Genomic DNA, 17,816 nt, shown 5'->3' on the forward strand with positions numbered 1-17,816 from the left:
TTGTTGCGGCTGCGGCCCGGCACCGAGCACGACAGCGGCGAAGTCGCCGAACTCGCCTCGCTCATGGACAACTGGTGCGCGACCGGGGAATACGGCCCCTGTTCGACGGCTACACCAACCGCCGGTTTGACGGCCGCGTCGTGCACTTTGAACTCGCCAAGGCCGATAACAACGACCTCGCGCTGCGCGGGCCATTGCGTTAAACATCACCGGCCGCATCCGCCAGCGCATCGTCACGATGCCGCGCAAGCTGGTAAAGCGCTTTACGATGGAGGAGCTTGCCCGCATCGTCCAAATGCCGGCGGTGCCAAGCTCGCGCTCGAGCTTTCCGCCCAGCTCGCGAAATACAACTGCGTATTCGCCTTCATTCTTCAAGACTTCGCGCAGATCGCCCATATCGAGGGCGTCTCGACGTTGCTCAACAACACCCGCCAATGGCTCATCACGCGCCACGATGACGCCAAGGAGTTCAAGGAGTTCGCGGCCCGCATCCAGTTGCCGGACGGGATGCGCGACAGCGTCGAAAACTCCCCATCCCACTCAACATGCCGCCGAACAAACGCTACTCGTCAGCCTGCTATTTCAGTCGCTCCGCAATCCCGCCGATCTCCGGCATAACCCAATACTCGTTCGATCAAAATGCAGCCTAAATTCCTCGCCCTCATTCCTGCCCTTCTCGCCGCTGCTTTGGCAGGCTGCCAGTCCAGCCGGTCAACCGCCTCGTCAACACCACGTTCGCCGGGCCGCCGGCGGCTCACCGCAAATCAGCTCAGCAACGGCAATCCCTACTGGACGCTGGCGGGCGGCGTCACGGCCATCGGCATCTCCGAATACGCCCGCACTCAGGACGAAAAACGCAAGCAGGAGGAGCTGGCCCTTGCCTATGAGCAGGGCGCGCCCAAAACGCCCATGTCACCTACGCGGCTATCCAGAACGCCCAGCAGAACGGATTTGAGGCCGGTGCCGGACTCAGCCGGAGGACAATTCCATCGAGATACCTTTCGCCGCGCCCGCGCGTCATCAATGGCGTCAAAATCAACCCCACCACTGAATATATCAAAGTTTCCGCCCAGTAATCCACAACCCGTTTCACCATGAAAACGCCGCCCGCATTACCGTTGCCTTGGCAACCGCCTGCCTTGTCTTCGCGCCGAAATCGTTCGCGATTTTCGGCGTCGGCGACATCACGTTCGACCCGTCGAATTACGCCATACTCATCGAGACCAAGCTGGAGACCGCGGCGCGATGGTCCGAGGAGGTGCTTAAATATGAAAAGATGATACAGCAGCAGATCGAGCAGATTGAGAAAGCAAAAAGCTGCTCGACGGCCAGAACGCATTGCGAACCACGATAGGCGATTGGGCCAAGGTCGTGAATGATGCGAAATCGCTCAAACTTCGTGCCGAAAATCTCACCAAGGACTGGAGTCGCGAGCCGCGCGTGGCCCTTGAGGTTGACTACGGCCAGCGAGGCATCGTCAACCGCAACGCCTTCGGCAAGCAAGTTCCGGTGAATGCCGATAGAATCCTCAAGGAAACCAATTTTGAGAAGGTTGCGAAAAAGACCGTGGAAACCCTCGAAAACACGGCCAAGGAAATGGGCGAAATAAATACGGAGATTGCCGAAACCTACGAACGCATGATGCGTCCGGGCATCGATCAGCAGGAATACGAAAACTCCGGGCAAAATCGAGTCCTTGCAGGTGCGTCTGGTGAATCTGCAAGCTCAAAACCGGATGTCCTCGCCTACCTGCAAGCCCAAAAGACCATCAATGACACCCAAGCTGCAAAGGAAAACGAGGTCAAAACGCAGGTGCAGGAATCCAACGACAAGGAAGTGAGCAACCAGCGCAATCAACTCAATGTTCAGGAGATTATTTGGTAATTATAGCTGGAAAGGCTACCGGGCCTACCTCTGGGCCTGGTTCCGGCTCTATATATTGATCTTTGCCGCCATTCTCGCCGCCATCATCGTCGCCGACGTGTTGTTGCCCGATTTCAATATATTGAATACAGTAGATAATAGCATTAAGGCAGTCCCGGAATCCGAGACAATGAACCCTGACATAACCATTGAAATACCTCCTACCTTCGAGACGGTTTTCGAGGGCAACATACGCTTCTGGATTTACGGAGTAGCCTTCATTGTCACCTTGATCGGATATTATAATCACGTCTGGAAAAACCGCAGCTCGCCATCCGCGGTGCTGGCCGGAATAGGGAAGATTTCCTCTGCGTCCTGATGAGCGTTTCCATTCCGGTATGGAGGCCGCTCGTGACCAACCTCTTTTATTGGCCGGCCAATACGCTCGCCGCCGAGACAGACGGTTTCAAAATCAGCGTGGTTCTGAACACCCTCAACAAGCAGCAGCGCCAACTGGACGAATTGCTTGACAGCGAAAAGAATGAAGACGGCCTGATAAAAAGGCCTACAAGTTTGTCACCACCGGCCTGGACATCGGAATCGGAGCGCTTAAAAATATGATACTGCTGGCGATGAACTCCCTGCTGCAATTGGTCATCAACTGGGTCACGATACCGTTCTATTATATACAAAAGGCACTCGTTCCCGTCATGTTCTCCTTTATGCCGATTGCAATCTGCGCGCTCACGTGCGACGCCTTGAAGCAAAAGGCCGTGACCTATATCTGCTGGCTTTTAAGCGTTCTCGCATGGCCGCTCGGATTCACGCTCGTGGCCGGTCTCGTGCACACCCTCCTTTTGGGTGTGGGCGGCCTTGAAGCGACCAATATGGTCAAGTTCATGTTTTTGAGCAATATGGCGGGAATCGTGTTTCTCATCGGCACTCTGATGGTGCCCCGACGACTTTCTATATATTCACCCAAGGCGGCACTTCGTTTAGCCCGGTCAACCAGGCTGTTTCCGCCATCCCTTATGTGGGACACGCGGCACGATAAGCATATGAAAATCCCTTTCCTGTCAAATTTTGAGAAGAAAACGGATGCGGCGACCGCTTCCGATGAAGGTGTCTTCGACATCCTGGCTAACCGCATTCTCTCGGTGCGGATTTTGATGATTGCCTGCCTTTTTTCATGTTCACAACCGCCCTTGGCCCGATAACCACCATCTACATCATGCGGGAGCCGCAGACCGTGGTGCAGGTGAACGGCGACGGCAGCGTGACGATTTCCCCGCAGATACGCTTCCGCGACGCCATCGCCTTCCACAAAGTGAGCGCGAATCTGGATGCGCTCGCCATGCTCAACCGAGGCCCCGAAGGGCCGACAGCACGGACATCATAGACCTCTGCTTCAACTCCGACGCCAAGGAGAAGTTGAAGCAGCTCTCGATGGCCAAAAGCCCTCTTTGCCGAGTTCAGCTATCACCAGAAAGCCGAAATAAGCGCGACGGACGTCATCGTTGACACGGATAACACGCTGAGGGCACGTGTTCAGGGCCAGTTGATACGAACCGGTGTGTTCAACGGACGGCCCAAGCTCGATAGCCTCAAATTTGAAATCATATTCAGCCTCTTCCGCAACCGGACGCGGCCACCAACCAAAAATATCCGATAGGCGTATGGGACTTCGACTACAAAGAATCGCGCTAGTCATCGCATTGGCGTCCACGGCGCAGGCCGCCGACCAGCCCCGGCGGTCGAAACGCCGCCCGTGGGCGTCATGAAAAACTACTCTTGCAGGATACGACGCCCTACGAGGTCGCTGTTGGCGCCGTGCCCACCACCATCCTCATGCCCTTTCCCATCGACGGCATGGACGGGAACGGCATCACCACGCAGGCACACACGGTCGCGCCAGTATTTCTGCAACACGAGCAGGGGACTCGGTTTTCAGTGTCAAGGCATTGCTGCCTGGCACCGCTGACCTGAACGTTATCATTGGCGAGAGGGTTTACAGTTTTCGCTTCTATTATTCGGAGAACCCGACCCGCACCCTGTCTATCAGCGAGCCAAAAAGGGCTCTTCCATCGCCCAGGCTAGGCGGATAAGCGTTACGCCAAAACGACTGCATGACATATTGAATGATGCGAAGACATACTTCGTGATCAAAAGCAGCACCGGAATTGCAGCGCAGCATCGAGGTCGCCGCGCCGGGAAAGGTCATCGAGTATCCCGGCTACCGCGTGGTCATCGACCGGTGTTTCGCTTCGACCGGGATGACACCTTGTTTTCCGCGCCATCTTCATCAACGATTCCGATGAACCGCTCCACTACAAGCCGCAGGAAGTGGGATTGCGCGTTGGGCGAAACATTTATTGGCCCAGCTTCGCGCAGCTCCCCGGCGAGATACCGGCCCGCAATCCCGCCCGTGTGACTTGGGAGCTGTCGCCCGAGATCGAAACTGTCGCCATCACCGACCCGGAGGTCGCACGGCGGAGGTCAAAACCAAAAGGGTGCGCTTCTCTCGCAAACAGGACGTTACAAGATTGTTGCCTCAACCGCGAAGAGACGGACCGATACGCTCTATTTCTCCATCAACTACCCGGTTTCGGCAGACGAACCAAACCCTCTTGTCGTGTCCAAGGGCGACCGGGATTTCGGCATCCGCAAGCTGACCGTCACGCAACCCGAGGCCGGGCAAAATATAGGGTATATAACCTATACCGGGACCTCGGATGGACGCCGCGCTGACATTTCAATCGACAACGACTTTCTCCGGTCGTTGACGCACGAAAGGAAGTGAGCCAATGAGTGTTTTCGGCAGAGTCAAACGCCTCATATTCAAGCCTTATTTTGGGGTTTTGGTCCTGGTTGTGCTGTTTGGCATAATAGGATACCGCCTCTACAATGGCAGCACCGAGCGCCGTCGGTCCACTAGCGCGCCCGCCGAGAAGGCTGCGGAGGCGAAACACAGGCAGGAAGAGGCTCCGAATCAGCCGGTGGTTGCGAAATTCGGCGCGTCCGTCTCAAAATTCATCGCGCCACCCGAGGAGCCAAGAAAATCCAACCAAGACGAAGGCCCGCCACCCATACCGAGAACGTCAAGAAGCAGCTCGTCACGGAGCCAACCCCGATTGCGCTTTATCCTTACAGGCCCGCGCCAAAAAAGAGAACGCTGCAACCGGCGACCTACTACTTGCCTCCCTATCGGTTGATACGCTGCATGCTCATTTCCTCGCCGGAGACCGGCAACCCGAGACGCCAATCATTGCCATCACACTGGAAGACACCGTCAACATCGACAAGGACGGAGCGACTCGCGTTGTCATTCCGCAGGCGTCGAATTGCACGGGATGGGCAACCGAATCCCGCGCGCGATTCCATCACGGCGTCAGGCCGCTGGACTTTGTCTGGCGAACCAACAGCGAACAGAACTCCATGACGCTGTCGGTCGCCGGCACCGCCTTGACGAGGGATTACGACGAAACGCGGGGAATATGGGGACCGGATGAGAAGAAGGCGGGCATCAAAGGGCATCGCTTCCAAAGCATCAGCGAAAGCGCGGTCAAGTTGGTCCTCCTCGATGCCATTGCGGCCATGACGCGCAAGTTGAAGGATTATAATCCCGTGATAAATCCGCTGACAAACCAGACGGTGAATCAGGAGGTGCCCGGCGTCAAAATGCCGCCTTGGAGGGCGTGGCCGGGGTGTCGATAGGATAAGCAAGCTGCTTGACGACATGCGCAAACAGATCGACGAGAAGGGATACTATGTGGCCGTCCTTCCGGGCAAAGAATTTTATTTATACACACTGGAACCCATTGACCTTCGCCGCTCAACCTTGCCGCCAGAGGAATACAAGTCTGGCAAAGAAGAGCCGGCTCAAAAGTCCGAACCTCAAAACCAGTCCGCCGCCTAATCGCCGAGTTTTACCATGAAGACACCCAATCCATCCCCACGCCCCTTCCCCTCTCCCGGAGAGAGGAACCCTCCGCTGTGCGCGGCGACGGCCTTCGGGCCGCCTTTCAGGGCGCGTTCCGCGTTCCCCGTGCTCGCGCCGCCCTCGCCGGAGCATGCGCGCTTTCAGTCCTCTTTGCCGCTGGATGCGCCAGCGCGAAGAAGCCGGTTGAAGTAAAACCCGAGGCGACGCCCACGCGCATTGTATTCATGGAGCCGCCGAGCGAACAACCGCCTGTGCTGCCCGCCGAATACGAGGAGTATTACGTGGGCATGTTGCAGAGTCCAACGAACCCGGAGATGGCGTATCTGCCGGGCAAGGCCTACGTGCAGACCAAGCCGGCGCGCTTCAACCGGGCGGCGACGAATGTCGCGCCCACGGACGGCACCCCGGCCGCAAACTCTGTTCAGCCGCGGGCCGGTGCAGACATCCCGATCTGCCGATTACCACCCGGAGCCGACTGACACCGAAGTTTCCATCTATTTTGCCAACGCGCAGCGCACTCTGGCCGGCCTTGTCGAAACGAACGACCGTCTGCAAAAACGGGTTGCCGAACTCGAGAAAGCTCAGGAGGACATCGAGGATGCCCGTGCGAATCAAGCGGCGACTGCCCTCGCCTCTACGCCGGCAGGCACCGCTGCCTTTGGCGCTAGGCTCCAAAATCCCGCCGCGGCAGCGGCGTCCGAGGACTTCGACATGCCATCGGATGCAGGCCTGACCATCATCCGTCCAAATTCGGAGTATGTGATCGAGCTTGACCCGAATTTTTCAATTTGCCGCGCAGCTCGTCCAACAACCCTTTTGAGCAGATTTATCAGCCTCCTGTGACACTGCATGAAGCGACGCTGGTGGTTTCGGGTATCGTTACCGGTGGACGGCCGGGTGCGATTTTGAACAACCAACCCTATCTGATCGGTGAGCATTTCAAAGGGCTGACCCTGCACCGGGTAGATGCTGATACCGCCTATTTGCGGAAGGACAGGTTTCTGCTCGCCTGTCCGGTTTCAAAACGCGAACTGCGCTTGCGCATACCCTAAGCCATGCCGCTCTACCTAGCCACTTGCGTTGACGAGAACGCGAAGACCATCACCGAGACGTTGGAGGCTGCCAACGTCACCGCCTTGCGCCAGATCGTCGAGGCCAAGCGTCTGTTTCTCGTAAGCCAGCGTGAGGCCAATCGCAAAGCAGGCGGTGGCAGCACCCGGCTTTCCATGAAGATACAGCGCGACTTGTTCGACGTGATTGCCTTGCAGCTCCGCAATAATGTCATGACCGACGTCATCATAAGGAAGCTCAAGGAGAATTTCCCGAACGCGGCTGCGCGCAAGGTATTGCGCGGCATTGACCATGAGCTGGACATTTCAAGAAGCACTCTCACGGACGCGATGGCGAGATACCCGCGCAGTTTCAACGAAGGGGTCATCGAGTCGATTCGCGTAAGCGAGGCAGCGGTGTCAAGGCCCTCGCCGAGCGATTCGCGGACTTGCGCGACCAGATTGATTTCAGACTGGAAATTCGCGGAACGGTCAAAAGGCGCTGTCCTATCCGGCGATGATCGGGACGATGGCGTGCGGATTGCTGGCGTTCGTCATGCTCGTGGTTATCCCAAAATTGCAGGCATTGCTCACCATGCTTCACGTCCCGCTGCCGGCGCTCACGCGCGCCGTGCTTGGCGCGTCCATGTTCACGGTTAATCACTGGCCCCTCTTGCTTGGCGTGGCGGTCGGGCTTGTCGTGCTTTGGCGAGTTCTTCGCAAAGCAGAGCCGGCGGCCGTCGCGATGGATCTGGTTTTCATCCGCATTCCGGTCATCGGTTATATTATCAAGTCCCTTGTCACTGCCGAGGTGTCCAAAATATACCGGGCGCTTTATCGCGCCGGCATGCCGGCGAACGAAACGCTTCGCGCATGCGCGGCCGTAATGAGCAACAAGGCGGCGAAGGCGGCGATCAACCGGTCACGAGAAAAGCTCGAAAGCGGGATATTAAATACCGGCGATGCAGAAAACTACGCCATCACGTCCGCCTTGAGCGAGACAGGGTATTTCCGGATATGGCCCTGACCATCATTCAAAGCGGTGAAGCGAGCGGCGGGTTGGTGGAGGCATTGGACAGTGTGGCCCAAAAATATGCTGACGAAGCCAAGACACGCATTCGCACGCTGCTGGCCGTTTTGAAAAATTCACGATGGTCCTCATTGTCGCGGGGTTGGCGTTATCATCGTCGCCTGCATGCAGCCCATCTTTACCATCACCCAGAATATCCGATGAAATCCATGCATCATCGCCAGAAAACTCGCGCTTTCACGCTTATCGAGATCCTTATCGTTTGCGCCATTATCTCGGGGTTGTTTGCCCTGTCCGTGCCGACCATTATGGGATGGCTGGAAAAGAGCCAGCTCGATGCCGAGACGAATGCCCTCAACGCCATCCGAGACGATGTCGTTCGGTCGTTTGATTCGACCGATTTTGCCAACGTCAACATTGCCGCGCTCGCCGGCGACGTGCCCGATGGCGTGCCGCCAACCGTCTTTACCGGCAATCCTGACGGCAGCTATCCGACGACCAGCGTGGCGGATTGGTATGCCAAAATCGCTACGCTCCGCGGGACCGGTTTTGGCACCGCCGCGCCTAGCTCCCAGCCAGCCGTGAAAGACATACTATACAATCACTATGGCCGGGCTCGTGGTTTAGTTGCCGCCGCTCCACAGGCGCGTGCGCAACGTTTCTTGCTCTTTTCTATCATGGCGCCGAACGAGCAACTTGTCATGCCGGCAAATGACGGTTCGCCAGAATGGTTCGAGGCCATCTGGAATACCGAATGGGACACGAAGGGCGGTTCGATACCGGCCTACTGGGCTGCGCGCCTCACCGCCGATCAGCAGGCCGCTTGGAACGGTTCCGCAGGCACTGGCTCGCGGCTTTATCTCATGCGTGTCATTCGCATCACGCTGCCGCGTTATGTGCTGCGCATCTCCAACAACCACCCGACCGGCAACGGCTACATTTACTTCAACAACGGATGGGCGTGGAGGCGCCGGCAGAGTCGGGGTGACCGAGTCTCCCGCCATCCTTGGAGGCCGGCAGATCGTGGTAAAGAAGGGTGCGGACGAGGCTTCCGCCCTTGAGACCAACCGGTTTTGCTTCGCGACGACAGTGATGTCTTTATCCAATAGCCCGCCGCAAATTTTTGCAGCCACGAGCCTTAACAATCTTTCGGATTGCAAATCTCTTAAAATAATTTCAGCTATCCAATATGGAAAATAACGAGGACCCCGAATTATGACTGCCAACCTGACCAAACGAGAAATAGTTCTGGAGATCTACGAGAAAACCGGATTTCCGCAAAAGAGGTTGTCGTGACCGTTCAGATGGCACTCGACATCATCATGAGGGCTCTCGCGGAGGGCCGCAATGCCGAGCTTCGCAATTTCGGTGTTTTGGAAGTGCAAAACGCAAGTCCCGCATTGGCCGCAACCCAAACAAGCCCGCCGAGACAGTTGTCATTCCCGAGCGCGCCGTGGTCAAGTTCAAGTCGGGCAAGATACTCAAGCAGCTTATCAAGAAAATCGACATCGCGAGGCTCTAGGCGCTTTCCGGGACGTTTCCGGCGCGCCTGATGTTTTTGTTGATGGCGGCTGATTTTTCGGAAAATATCTCCTTGTAAATTTGGGCTATTAGGCCAATATCCCAGGCATGAAACCACTTTCCCATCCTCTTCACACTATGAAAAAGAATCTGCCCATTGCCATTGGCGTCCTCACGGTCGCCATCGCATTTATCGCGATGCGCAACACCGAGAATAAAACCGGCCAGAAAACCGAGGCTCCAGAGGTTGCGCCGGTAATCGTGCTTGCGGATCTCGCGCAACCATTGCCTGCCGCCGAAAAGCCGGAGCCGGCAATCGTGCCTGACTACACGGCGCGTTCTTTTGCGTCGGTCTTCCCGGCATCGACACGCCGCGAAGCTGGCGCGCCTTCAAACCGGAGAGGTTGACCGTCGCGCCCATCGACGGCGCGCCGATCAGCTTCACCAGACCGGCTATGCCGAGGCAAACGGCCGGACCTCGTGGTCGGGAAGGAACGAGGACGCGCCGCTCGCCTCGTTCGTTTTTTCCGCCAATGAAAAGGCCTGGGCGGGCGTGATGCTTTTGCCGGACGGCAGCGAATACGCCATGCACAGTCTTGCGGACGGCTCCGTTGCCGTGCGCCGGACCGCCACAAGTCCCCTACCCTGCCCCGTGGACGAATCGCACGCGGCCGACGTGAGCACCGTGGCGGCCAAAGCCGCTCATTCGGTTATGCACGACACTGGAGCGGCGGTTGCCGCCGCTGACGCCGGTCTTGAAAGGACCTATGCCTTCGATGCCGCGGAGCTGCCCACCGAGCCGGAACTCGATTTGCCGGATGCCAATGGCATTTATTACTCGGCGCTGCTGATCGCCGTGGACAAGCATTTCGTAAACGCTCTCGGTCTGCCCGTGTCGGCTACCCAGAACAAAAGCAAGCGCAAGTTGACGTGACGTGCGCCGCCTACACCATGGCAATGAATATCATCCTGCAAAACAGTCAGGTTGACAATTTGCGTTGGGCACTCGTCGGCACGGTCATCGCCCCAGATGATTTCAGCAACCAAAGCATAAGCAGTTCACTCGATGAAATGGCCTATTTTGGGGCGAAATACCAAGATGGTTCTCCCGTCAATCCCTCTGAAAAATGGGAGGGCCGGCTCGCCGGGAGGCCTCGAAGCTTGGTGCCGACCAAATACTCTTTATTGCCGGTGCGTATATTACCGGTGACCATGCCGGCATTGCTGTTCAGAGCGCCGACGATGATAACCGTTTTTCTCCTTATGCAACCGCTTACGATGTCTTCGGTGTCAAAACGTTTGCCCACGAGCTTGGACATACTTTCGGGCTCAGACATGACCGGGTAACTGACAATGTTCCAGATAATAATGGTAAGTATTACTATGGTTACGAATGGTATTTACCCGATTTGAATAACAATTCGGCGTTGGCCTCGAATGGCGATGTCATGTCTTATGCCGCCAATCCAGTCGCATATTTTTCGAACCCTCAGATTGAACTCAACAACGCTGATGTCGCGATGGGCCATTATCAATTCCCGGCAGGCACCTCGCGTATTGGCGTTCCTGCCAGCGAGGCGAAGGCCGCCGACGCTTCCGCTGGCTGCGGGAAAAAGCCCGGCAGATGGCGAGCTTCCGCAAATCGCTGGTTTTCTCTATAATCCGCCCGGCAGCACGGCCGTTGCTCCCGGCTCGATGCTGACGCTCTCCGCCCTTGCCACTGTCGGGCGCACCGATCTCGGCAATGATGACAAAATTTCGTATCAGTGGTTTTTAATAATTTCCCCATCACCAGTATCGCCAGCGGCACCGCGAGCGTTGACCATTCCGAGCGTGTCCGCCGCGAATGCCGGCACCTACCACGTGCGCGCCACCTCGATGGGCGAGGTCACGGTTTTGAGCACGTCGGCAGTCGTTTCCGTGACCTCTGGCCTGCCGGTCATCGCTTCTCATCCCCAATCGGTTTCCGTTGCCAAGGGCGGCATCCTGACGCTCTCCGCCAGCGTCAGCGGGTCCAACCTTGCATTTCAATGGAAGCGCAACGGTGTGGCTATTACCGGGGCCAATAGCCCGACCTACACAAAACCGGCGTCACGGACGCCGACGAGGGCACTTACACGCTTACCGTAAGCAATGACAGTGGCTCGGTCACGAGCCAGCCGGCCACCGTGACGGTGACGGGCGGCTCGGACGGCGGCAACGACAATGGCGGTGGAGGCGGTGCGCCTGGCACTCTCTATCTCGTTCTTTGGCTTCCCTCATCGTAATTAAATTTATCCGTGGGAAATAACATCATGCACATTACCAAAATCGGATTTTTATCATCTTGTCTGCGGCCCTCGCCGGATTGGTTTGTTCCGGTTGTGCTAGACGCAAACCCGCAGATTTGACCGAGGCTGAAAAACTCCGCTTCCTTCGTGACGGCATGGGCTTTGATGCTTCGCTTGCCTATGCTGACGCCTTCGATGCCGTGGTGGAATGTCTGAGAGATCGAAACGGTGATACAGTGACCATAAACAAGGACGCAGGCTTGATTACCTCCATCACGGAAAAGGGCGGCGAGCGTCAGACTAGCACGTGTGATGGTCTCCCTCATCAAGCAGAGCGAGAAAGCCACCACAGTGCGGGTTGCTGTTGCTACGCAAACATTGGGACGGTCTTGGTTTTCATCTTGGTCGAAGCCAAAAGTCACCACGGGCGAGACCAACGAGATGGTTAAGACGTTAAACGCACGCATCTTCGATCACACTATTTCCCAACAGCTTAACCAACTCCGCGTAGCACCGATTACGTGGTAACCACCATCAACCACACGAAAGGGGATTTCTTTTAAGTTTGGGCTATTAACCTAATACGCAAATATCATGAAAATCATAAAAGCTAGAATCTTATTCCTTCTGACCACGGCCCTATCATTAGGGGCGAATTTGGCATCGGCTCAGATAGTCAACTATCAGGTTGAAATGCGTCAGGGCGGACCAAATTGGGGGACAGATATGGTTCCCTGATGTATCATACTTCCCGACAGGAAGGAGAGGCCCTTGGCGGCGGCGATTGATAGCATGGTGCATCACCTTCGCTACACCTATGGTTCAAATCCGGTTAACGACAGATATATGTGCGGCTCCTGTGGAGCTGATTTGAAAGCCAAGCTTATTGCAAAATTCGGGAATGGAAAGCCTCGCCTCCTACTTCGACTGTATCATACATGGCTATTCCAATTCATGGGCATGGCGTAACTTCAGGACACGCTCAGTCATTTTACTGGTGGCCCATGACCATCACGTATATCGCTCCATCGGAGACATGGACTCCTTTCGATGAACCGAATGGAGATAAATATTTATATAAAGATTGGTATGTGCTGGATGCTAGCAACTTGCAACGTGTATGGCGTCAGAATTGGCGAAAAGGTGAACGCTGCACCAGCGGAGCATCGCTTAGAACGTAATGTTGAAAATTACTTCAAGGATGAACCGAGATAAAGCCAATGGGCGATCCTTCATTTTGGGAGTATTTTGATGTCATGGTCCGCAACTGGTATGATGCCGGCGACTGGGCACCGCTGGCATCCACAGTTGCTTACGGTCAGGTTTTCACGCAAACGAAAGTTCAGAAGCAGGACTGGCAAAAGGGCGAACGATGCACGGTCGGGCCGAAAAAGGGCGAGACGCGGAATGTCATCGACTACACCAAGGAACGCCTGCAAACCCAGACCACGACCGGCCTCGCCGAGGAATGGGAGCCTTTTGACATACCGGTCGGCGGCTGGTATGACACCTCCAATTGGACACCCGACCCATCGACGATTCCCCACGGGCAGGCTTTTACGCAGACCAAAACCCAGCGCCAGAACTGGCGCAAAGGCGAGCGATGCATCGTGGGGCCGGCGCCGGAACGGAGCGCAACGTCGTCCCCTACCCTCGCGATCAGACCATCACCCAATCGGCGACCGGCACGCAGGAGATCTGGAATCAGGTCTATTGGTGGACCGACTGGTATCCGATCACCGATTGGGAGCCGGCTGACCTGTCGAAGGTTCCCGTCAATACAACGGTCACTCAGACCATGCATTTCAGGCGCGATCAATTCATGAAGGAGGTCAGCAATCTGAACAACATCCGCAACGACCAGACTTATATACAGTCTGAATTTCGCAGCGAGACGAGGCAGGCGCAGGGGACGCAGCCATTGCCGACCGATGCCACCGTCAAGGTAAAGCCGAAGGCCCCGGAGGTCAAAGTTCAAAACTCCCAAACCAAGGGCGGCGCGCAAATCAGCGTGGAAGACAAAAATGACATTACGCACCGTTATCAGTTCTCGCCCTTCCCCTCTCACTCTTGAGAGGGAACCCTCCGCTGTGCGCAGGGCGCGCTGGCGCGGCTTCGCCGCATACCCTGTGCTCGCTCCGCCGAAACAACAAATATCATCATGATCAAATTGAAAGAGAATCCCGGCTTGGTTGCGATGAACGCACCTTTCATTGAGCCGATTGAGCATGGCGTCTCCATGGGCGCCTCCGACATCACGCTCTGCGCCGACATGCCCGTGATTTATCGCGTGGAGGGGCAGCTTCTGTTCGGCAAAAGACTGCCAGAGAATCATTTTAACGAACTCCACACCTTCCTTGAGCAGACCGGCGCGCGCCGTCACCTGAAAAATCACGACAGCCTCAGTTTTGACCACGATGGGAGCCGCTTCCGGCTGTCCTATTATTCCAGCGAGGATGGGGATACCATCGAGCTGCGTCTTTGCCAAAGGCCCCGCGCCCTCTTGCCGAGCTTGGGGTCCCCGCAGGTTTCCTGAAATTATTGGACGCCCCCGCGGTATCATCATCGTCACGGGCACGACCGGCTCTGGTAAAACGACGACCTTGGGTGGAGCCATCGACCAGATCAACTCCACGCAAAGTCATAAAATCATCACGCTGGAGGACCCCATTGAGATAAGGCACGAGAACAGAAAATCCATCGTCAAGCACCGCGAGCTGGGCAGGCACTTCCAATCATTTCCCGAGGCGATCCGGGCCGCCATGCGGCAGGACCCTGACATCATACTGTTGGGCGAGCTACGCGACCCGGAAACCATGAGCGCGGCCCTCACCGCCGCCGAGACCGGGCACTTGGTGTTCGCCACCGCGCATACCAAGGACGCTGCCGGCTGCGTGTCCCGCGTCCTCGATGCGCTGCCGGTTCCGACGCACTGGCGTCCCTCGCTGGTTCGCTCGTGGGGTGCTTGCCCAGCAACTCATTCCGGCACCGACGGCAAGCGCGTGGCGGCTTTCGAGCTTTTAATCAACACGCAGGCCGTGCGCAACTGCATCCGCGAAAAACGCATTGACCACATCCGCGACGAGATCGGCCGCAACAGCACCCGGGCATGGTCACAATGGATTACTCGCTCGAACAGCTCGTGCGCACGCGCCGCATCACCAAGGAGACCGCCCTGTCCTTTGCATGAACCAGGCGGAATTAAAGCGAAAACTCGACCAGCTTCCCTCATGAATACTTACCAACGACTCATTATCGCCGGCGTTGCCGTCGCTCTTGCAATCACCGGCCGGGCCGTAACCCCGACCCGTTCCGAATTTCATGCGCGTCGGCGATCTTGCGGCCGAAGGCGCCCTGCCTTTGGCGCCAGGCTCAAAATCCCGCCGCGGCAGCGCGTCCGTCACCGAGGATACCGATCCGATTGACGCCATCCTCGATGCCGGGCGCGCCCCATCACGTTCGAGGGGACCGAGATTGCCGCCGCTTTCTACCAGTTGGGCTCCTACGGGCTCAACATCAATGTTGACCCCGACGTGACCGGCACCGCGTTGCTTCGCTTCAACGGCGGCACGCTGCGCGAGCTGATCGACGCGCTGCTTGAAACCAACGACCTGTTTTGGACGCGCAAGAGGAACATGTTTTATGTGAAGCGAACGCAGGTGGAATTTTACTATATCGAATATCCCGGTGAACCGCACCACCAGCTCCCAGACCGCGATCAGCCTCAGCCCGAGCACGCAGTCGGGCGGCTCCACGAACTTCGCCAATAACGGCGTCAACGCCGTCCAGCTTAATAATTCTGTCAATGCCCTTGGCAACGGTGCCTATGGCATACAGGGGACAACAGGGACTCCACTCAGTTTCAAATTTCCGAAAAAACGAGGACACGCATTGGTCCGGGGTTGAAAATGACATCAAGAGCCAGGTGCAGAAAGATGAGAAAATTGTCCTCAACAAATTCAGCGGCATGCTGACGGTGGATACGACGCTCAAACGCCATGCATTTTGGAAATCCTATATCGAGCGACTCAACAAGCGCATCAATGCGCAGGTGTTGATTGAGGTCCGTATCGACGAGGTTGTCCAACAATGAGCATAAACTCGGCATCGACTGGACCCAGATTTCCACGGCCATTGAAAACGCCGCCACGGTGGGGCCGATTCAGACCACAACCGACATCACCACCATCGGCAGCCAAACGCTGGCTGGCGACACCCTTCTGGGCAATTTCAGCGTCGGCAAGCTCTCCGCCGCGTTCGCGGCTCTCCGGCAGCAGGGCGAAATCAAAACGCTTCTCAAACCGTCGATTCGCCTCCTCAACAACCAGAAGGGGTTTGTGAAGGCCGGCGACGACAAGACGTTCTGGAGTCTCTATTCCAACATCACGATCAACAACAACTCGATCACGCCGCAAACCACGACGCAGAAGATTTATCAGGGGCAGCGCCAGACTTTCGGCGTCGTTCTGCCCGTGACCGCGCAGATCAGTGACGACGGGTGGGTGACATTGGTCATCGAGCCGGCGCGCACCGATTTGAAGGGCACCGATGTTTCGCCGGACGGTGAGCAGACTTCGCCGACCACCGCCGACCAGCGCATTTCCACGATGCTCCGGCTTCGCGATAATGAATCCGCCATTATCGGCGGCCTCAGCAACGAAACCAGTGGCGAGCAGACGCGCGGGGTCCCCGGCCTCAGCGCCATCAAATTCCTTGGTTTGGGCAAACTGTTCAGGACGGATGCCAAATTTACGACGATCTCCGAACTCGTCGTGACCGTCAGCGTGAAGATTATTCAATGAGTCACAAACAACCAGCTTTTCAGTTGCCGCGCGCAAGCACGCAGACGGCGGCGCCGATGCCGCCGGTCTCGATGCAGCTCCTCAACCACAAGGCCACCGACCCATTCTGGCTTGGGCGCCGGCTGGTGGAGTTGAAACGCATCACGCCGGCGCAACTGGAAAGCGCGATCGACAACTTTCGCAAGCGCCCCAGTGACGGCTTCCCGCGCATCCTCGAAAGGCTCTCGCTCATCGACCAGAAAGTCGCGGCGCAATTCATAGCCGAGCATTTTAATCTCAAAAATCGACATCGCCCTGGTTCCGTTCCCCGGAGACCGGCAAATTGCTGCCTTTGATTCGGGCGCGCAACTATGTCGCGTTTCCCGTCCGGGCCGACGCCTCTTCCGTCGTGATCGCCGTTGCGGACCCCAGCGATACAACGTGCAGGAAGCCTGCGCGGATTTCTCCGGCAAGTCGGTTTCAATCGTCGTTGCACCGCGCAACGACATTCTCACCGCCATTGAGGCGGTTTACAGCCCATTGCCGGCAACCAATCCGAAGGAATTGCTGGCTGAAATCCTCAACGACGCCGTCACGCACCGGCCGCGGACATTCACTTTGAGCCGAAGCCGCAGGGCATCCATATCCGCTACCGTATCGACAACGGCATGGTGCACAGCGCCTATTATGATGACGCCATGAAGATCGGGCTCATTCAGGCCATCAAGAATCTGGCGAAACTCGATCTGGCGCAAACCAAGCTGCCGCAGGACGGGCAGGCGCGGCATAGCATCGGTTCCACCACATTCAATCTGCGCGTCAATACCCTGCCCACCATCCGGGGCGAGGCGGCGGACATCCGCATCCGGATGAAACGCGCGATTTCGGCACCCTGAAAAGCTCGGGCTGTCTCCCGAGCAAATCGCGTTGTTCATGCGCATTATCACCGTGCCCAACGGTATCATTTACGTGACCGGGCCGACCGGCTCCGGCAAGACCACGCTGCAATATGCCTTGCTCGCAACCCAGGACTTGAGCGACGTCGTCGTGATTACGCTGGAGGACCCGTTGAGTATCAAATTTACCAATACACGCAGTGCTCGATTGACGAGGCGGTCGGGCGCACGTTTCCGCTGATGATGCGCGCGGCTCTCCGTCACGACCCGACGTCATCCTCATCGGCGAAACACGCGACTTGGAGACCGCGCGCACGTCGATACAAGCGGCCTCGACCGGCCACGTTGTCTTCTCGACGATGCACACCAACGACGCTTCCAGCGCCGTTGCGCGCCTGATAGATCTCGGCATTGAGCCGTTCCTTATCACCTCGGCGGTCAAGGCGGTCTGCGCCATACGCCGGTT

At 56.9% G+C, this 17,816-nt stretch carries 32 protein-coding genes and 2 pseudogenes; 33 read left to right on the forward strand and 1 reads right to left on the reverse strand.

Annotated features, from left to right (window positions below):
- From OH491_RS27595 to OH491_RS27700, 22 genes are all read left to right on the forward strand, one after another.
- Positions 1 to 618, forward strand: a complete 618-nt coding sequence (locus tag OH491_RS27595) for a hypothetical protein (protein WP_342751205.1) — start codon at positions 1 to 3, stop codon at positions 616 to 618.
- A gap of 505 nt (positions 619 to 1,123) precedes the next feature.
- Positions 1,124 to 1,354: a hypothetical protein gene (locus OH491_RS27600; protein ID WP_342751206.1), complete on the forward strand. Its 231-nt coding sequence runs from the start codon at positions 1,124 to 1,126 to the stop codon at positions 1,352 to 1,354.
- Positions 1,355 to 1,371: 17 nt separating this feature from the next.
- On the forward strand, positions 1,372 to 1,884 hold the full coding sequence (locus OH491_RS27605) for a hypothetical protein (RefSeq protein WP_342751207.1): 513 nt from the start codon (positions 1,372 to 1,374) through the stop codon (positions 1,882 to 1,884).
- A gap of 55 nt (positions 1,885 to 1,939) precedes the next feature.
- Positions 1,940 to 2,242, forward strand: coding sequence for a hypothetical protein (locus OH491_RS27610; protein WP_342751208.1), 303 nt, complete (start codon positions 1,940 to 1,942; stop codon positions 2,240 to 2,242).
- On the forward strand, positions 2,242 to 2,484 hold the full coding sequence (locus OH491_RS27615) for a hypothetical protein (protein ID WP_342751209.1): 243 nt from the start codon (positions 2,242 to 2,244) through the stop codon (positions 2,482 to 2,484). Before OH491_RS27610 ends, OH491_RS27615 begins: the two co-directional genes overlap by 1 nt.
- Positions 2,481 to 3,080, forward strand: coding sequence for a hypothetical protein (locus tag OH491_RS27620; protein WP_342751210.1), 600 nt, complete (start codon positions 2,481 to 2,483; stop codon positions 3,078 to 3,080). Before OH491_RS27615 ends, OH491_RS27620 begins: the two co-directional genes overlap by 4 nt.
- The gene (locus OH491_RS27625; RefSeq protein WP_342751211.1) at positions 3,053 to 3,262 is read left to right on the forward strand and encodes a hypothetical protein; all 210 of its coding nucleotides are present in this window, start codon (positions 3,053 to 3,055) and stop codon (positions 3,260 to 3,262) included. Before OH491_RS27620 ends, OH491_RS27625 begins: the two co-directional genes overlap by 28 nt.
- A gap of 392 nt (positions 3,263 to 3,654) precedes the next feature.
- On the forward strand, positions 3,655 to 3,849 hold the full coding sequence (locus OH491_RS27630) for a hypothetical protein (RefSeq protein ID WP_342751212.1): 195 nt from the start codon (positions 3,655 to 3,657) through the stop codon (positions 3,847 to 3,849).
- A 646-nt stretch (positions 3,850 to 4,495) separates the two neighbouring features.
- Entirely contained in the window at positions 4,496 to 4,663 is a 168-nt protein-coding gene (locus OH491_RS27635) for a hypothetical protein (RefSeq protein ID WP_342751213.1), read from the forward strand.
- A gap of 200 nt (positions 4,664 to 4,863) precedes the next feature.
- Positions 4,864 to 5,577 carry a hypothetical protein gene (locus OH491_RS27640; RefSeq protein ID WP_342751214.1) on the forward strand — a complete coding sequence of 238 codons (714 nt, stop codon included), beginning with the start codon at positions 4,864 to 4,866 and terminating at the stop codon, positions 5,575 to 5,577.
- 22 nt (positions 5,578 to 5,599) lie between these two features.
- A complete protein-coding gene (locus OH491_RS27645; protein WP_342751215.1) occupies positions 5,600 to 5,779 on the forward strand; it encodes a hypothetical protein in 180 nt (59 codons plus the stop codon).
- 248 nt (positions 5,780 to 6,027) lie between these two features.
- Complete coding sequence (locus OH491_RS27650) at positions 6,028 to 6,282, forward strand: hypothetical protein (protein WP_342751216.1); 255 nt, start codon at positions 6,028 to 6,030, stop codon at positions 6,280 to 6,282.
- Positions 6,239 to 6,646, forward strand: coding sequence for a hypothetical protein (locus tag OH491_RS27655; RefSeq protein WP_342751217.1), 408 nt, complete (start codon positions 6,239 to 6,241; stop codon positions 6,644 to 6,646). Before OH491_RS27650 ends, OH491_RS27655 begins: the two co-directional genes overlap by 44 nt.
- Positions 6,643 to 6,855 carry a hypothetical protein gene (locus OH491_RS27660; protein WP_342751218.1) on the forward strand — a complete coding sequence of 71 codons (213 nt, stop codon included), beginning with the start codon at positions 6,643 to 6,645 and terminating at the stop codon, positions 6,853 to 6,855. The genes OH491_RS27655 and OH491_RS27660 overlap by 4 nt, the downstream gene beginning before the upstream one ends.
- Before the next feature lie 3 nt (positions 6,856 to 6,858).
- Positions 6,859 to 7,512, forward strand: coding sequence for a hypothetical protein (locus OH491_RS27665; RefSeq protein ID WP_342751219.1), 654 nt, complete (start codon positions 6,859 to 6,861; stop codon positions 7,510 to 7,512).
- Between the two features lie 40 nt (positions 7,513 to 7,552).
- Positions 7,553 to 7,879, forward strand: coding sequence for a hypothetical protein (locus tag OH491_RS27670; RefSeq protein ID WP_342751220.1), 327 nt, complete (start codon positions 7,553 to 7,555; stop codon positions 7,877 to 7,879).
- Entirely contained in the window at positions 7,870 to 8,943 is a 1,074-nt protein-coding gene (locus tag OH491_RS27675) for a prepilin-type N-terminal cleavage/methylation domain-containing protein (protein WP_342751221.1), read from the forward strand. The genes OH491_RS27670 and OH491_RS27675 overlap by 10 nt, the downstream gene beginning before the upstream one ends.
- Positions 8,944 to 9,281: 338 nt before the next feature.
- Positions 9,282 to 9,404, forward strand: a complete 123-nt coding sequence (locus OH491_RS27680) for an HU family DNA-binding protein (protein ID WP_342751236.1) — start codon at positions 9,282 to 9,284, stop codon at positions 9,402 to 9,404.
- A gap of 107 nt (positions 9,405 to 9,511) precedes the next feature.
- The gene (locus OH491_RS27685) at positions 9,512 to 9,811 is read left to right on the forward strand and encodes a hypothetical protein (protein WP_342751222.1); all 300 of its coding nucleotides are present in this window, start codon (positions 9,512 to 9,514) and stop codon (positions 9,809 to 9,811) included.
- Entirely contained in the window at positions 9,747 to 10,337 is a 591-nt protein-coding gene (locus OH491_RS27690) for a hypothetical protein (protein WP_342751223.1), read from the forward strand. Before OH491_RS27685 ends, OH491_RS27690 begins: the two co-directional genes overlap by 65 nt.
- A gap of 193 nt (positions 10,338 to 10,530) precedes the next feature.
- A complete protein-coding gene (locus OH491_RS27695; RefSeq protein ID WP_342751224.1) occupies positions 10,531 to 11,064 on the forward strand; it encodes a reprolysin-like metallopeptidase in 534 nt (177 codons plus the stop codon).
- Positions 11,065 to 11,098: 34 nt separating this feature from the next.
- Entirely contained in the window at positions 11,099 to 11,533 is a 435-nt protein-coding gene (locus OH491_RS27700) for a hypothetical protein (protein ID WP_342751225.1), read from the forward strand.
- A 106-nt stretch (positions 11,534 to 11,639) separates the two neighbouring features.
- Here OH491_RS27700 and OH491_RS27705 read toward each other — a convergent pair whose 3' ends face one another.
- Positions 11,640 to 12,140: a hypothetical protein gene (locus OH491_RS27705; protein WP_342751226.1), complete on the reverse strand. Its 501-nt coding sequence runs from the start codon at positions 12,138 to 12,140 to the stop codon at positions 11,640 to 11,642.
- A gap of 127 nt (positions 12,141 to 12,267) precedes the next feature.
- Here OH491_RS27705 and OH491_RS27710 point away from each other — a divergent pair, with 127 nt between their 5' ends.
- From OH491_RS27710 to OH491_RS28395, 11 genes and pseudogenes are all read left to right on the forward strand, one after another.
- Positions 12,268 to 12,411, forward strand: coding sequence for a hypothetical protein (locus tag OH491_RS27710; protein WP_342751227.1), 144 nt, complete (start codon positions 12,268 to 12,270; stop codon positions 12,409 to 12,411).
- 778 nt (positions 12,412 to 13,189) lie between these two features.
- Positions 13,190 to 13,747 (forward strand): hypothetical protein, encoded by a 558-nt coding sequence (locus OH491_RS27715; protein WP_342751228.1) that lies wholly within the window; start codon positions 13,190 to 13,192, stop codon positions 13,745 to 13,747.
- 87 nt (positions 13,748 to 13,834) lie between these two features.
- Positions 13,835 to 14,209: a hypothetical protein gene (locus OH491_RS27720; protein WP_342751229.1), complete on the forward strand. Its 375-nt coding sequence runs from the start codon at positions 13,835 to 13,837 to the stop codon at positions 14,207 to 14,209.
- Positions 14,130 to 15,098: a type IV pilus twitching motility protein PilT gene (locus tag OH491_RS27725; protein WP_342751230.1), complete on the forward strand. Its 969-nt coding sequence runs from the start codon at positions 14,130 to 14,132 to the stop codon at positions 15,096 to 15,098. The genes OH491_RS27720 and OH491_RS27725 overlap by 80 nt, the downstream gene beginning before the upstream one ends.
- A gap of 69 nt (positions 15,099 to 15,167) precedes the next feature.
- A complete protein-coding gene (locus OH491_RS27730; protein ID WP_342751231.1) occupies positions 15,168 to 15,443 on the forward strand; it encodes a hypothetical protein in 276 nt (91 codons plus the stop codon).
- Between the two features lie 35 nt (positions 15,444 to 15,478).
- Entirely contained in the window at positions 15,479 to 15,766 is a 288-nt protein-coding gene (locus tag OH491_RS27735; RefSeq protein WP_342751232.1) for a hypothetical protein, read from the forward strand.
- Positions 15,753 to 16,475, forward strand: a complete 723-nt coding sequence (locus tag OH491_RS27740) for a hypothetical protein (RefSeq protein WP_342751233.1) — start codon at positions 15,753 to 15,755, stop codon at positions 16,473 to 16,475. Before OH491_RS27735 ends, OH491_RS27740 begins: the two co-directional genes overlap by 14 nt.
- Positions 16,472 to 16,810: a hypothetical protein gene (locus OH491_RS27745; protein WP_342751234.1), complete on the forward strand. Its 339-nt coding sequence runs from the start codon at positions 16,472 to 16,474 to the stop codon at positions 16,808 to 16,810. Before OH491_RS27740 ends, OH491_RS27745 begins: the two co-directional genes overlap by 4 nt.
- 252 nt (positions 16,811 to 17,062) lie before the next feature.
- Positions 17,063 to 17,350, forward strand: a pseudogene (locus OH491_RS27750) (ATPase, T2SS/T4P/T4SS family); the annotation flags it as partial.
- Between the two features lie 10 nt (positions 17,351 to 17,360).
- Positions 17,361 to 17,591, forward strand: a complete 231-nt coding sequence (locus OH491_RS27755) for an ATPase, T2SS/T4P/T4SS family (protein WP_342751237.1) — start codon at positions 17,361 to 17,363, stop codon at positions 17,589 to 17,591.
- Positions 17,592 to 17,625: 34 nt separating this feature from the next.
- Positions 17,626 to 17,808: pseudogene (locus OH491_RS28395) on the forward strand (ATPase, T2SS/T4P/T4SS family); the annotation flags it as partial.
- Between the last annotated feature and the right edge of the window lie 8 nt (positions 17,809 to 17,816).

The organism is Termitidicoccus mucosus, assembly GCF_038725785.1.
Classification (GTDB): Bacteria; Verrucomicrobiota; Verrucomicrobiia; order Opitutales; family Opitutaceae; genus Termitidicoccus; species Termitidicoccus mucosus.

Excerpts from the sequence above, each read along its gene's own strand:
- OH491_RS27615 (WP_342751209.1), top strand. The coding sequence starts at position 2,242 with ATGAGCGTTTCCATTCCGGTATGGAGGCCGCTCGTGACCAACCTCTTT.
- OH491_RS27620 (WP_342751210.1), top strand. The coding sequence starts at position 2,481 with ATGATACTGCTGGCGATGAACTCCCTGCTGCAATTGGTCATCAACTGG.
- OH491_RS27625 (WP_342751211.1), top strand. The coding sequence starts at position 3,053 with ATGTTCACAACCGCCCTTGGCCCGATAACCACCATCTACATCATGCGG.
- OH491_RS27645 (WP_342751215.1), top strand. The coding sequence starts at position 5,600 with ATGCGCAAACAGATCGACGAGAAGGGATACTATGTGGCCGTCCTTCCG.
- OH491_RS27650 (WP_342751216.1), top strand. The coding sequence starts at position 6,028 with ATGGAGCCGCCGAGCGAACAACCGCCTGTGCTGCCCGCCGAATACGAG.
- OH491_RS27665 (WP_342751219.1), top strand. The coding sequence starts at position 6,859 with ATGCCGCTCTACCTAGCCACTTGCGTTGACGAGAACGCGAAGACCATC.
- OH491_RS27675 (WP_342751221.1), top strand. The coding sequence starts at position 7,870 with ATGGCCCTGACCATCATTCAAAGCGGTGAAGCGAGCGGCGGGTTGGTG.
- OH491_RS27685 (WP_342751222.1), top strand. The coding sequence starts at position 9,512 with ATGAAACCACTTTCCCATCCTCTTCACACTATGAAAAAGAATCTGCCC.
- OH491_RS27695 (WP_342751224.1), top strand. The coding sequence starts at position 10,531 with ATGGGAGGGCCGGCTCGCCGGGAGGCCTCGAAGCTTGGTGCCGACCAA.
- OH491_RS27700 (WP_342751225.1), top strand. The coding sequence starts at position 11,099 with ATGCTGACGCTCTCCGCCCTTGCCACTGTCGGGCGCACCGATCTCGGC.
- OH491_RS27705 (WP_342751226.1), bottom strand. The coding sequence starts at position 12,140 with ATGCGTGCGTTTAACGTCTTAACCATCTCGTTGGTCTCGCCCGTGGTG.
- OH491_RS27710 (WP_342751227.1), top strand. The coding sequence starts at position 12,268 with ATGAAAATCATAAAAGCTAGAATCTTATTCCTTCTGACCACGGCCCTA.
- OH491_RS27720 (WP_342751229.1), top strand. The coding sequence starts at position 13,835 with ATGATCAAATTGAAAGAGAATCCCGGCTTGGTTGCGATGAACGCACCT.
- OH491_RS27725 (WP_342751230.1), top strand. The coding sequence starts at position 14,130 with ATGGGGATACCATCGAGCTGCGTCTTTGCCAAAGGCCCCGCGCCCTCT.
- OH491_RS27735 (WP_342751232.1), top strand. The coding sequence starts at position 15,479 with ATGCCCTTGGCAACGGTGCCTATGGCATACAGGGGACAACAGGGACTC.
- OH491_RS27745 (WP_342751234.1), top strand. The coding sequence starts at position 16,472 with ATGAGTCACAAACAACCAGCTTTTCAGTTGCCGCGCGCAAGCACGCAG.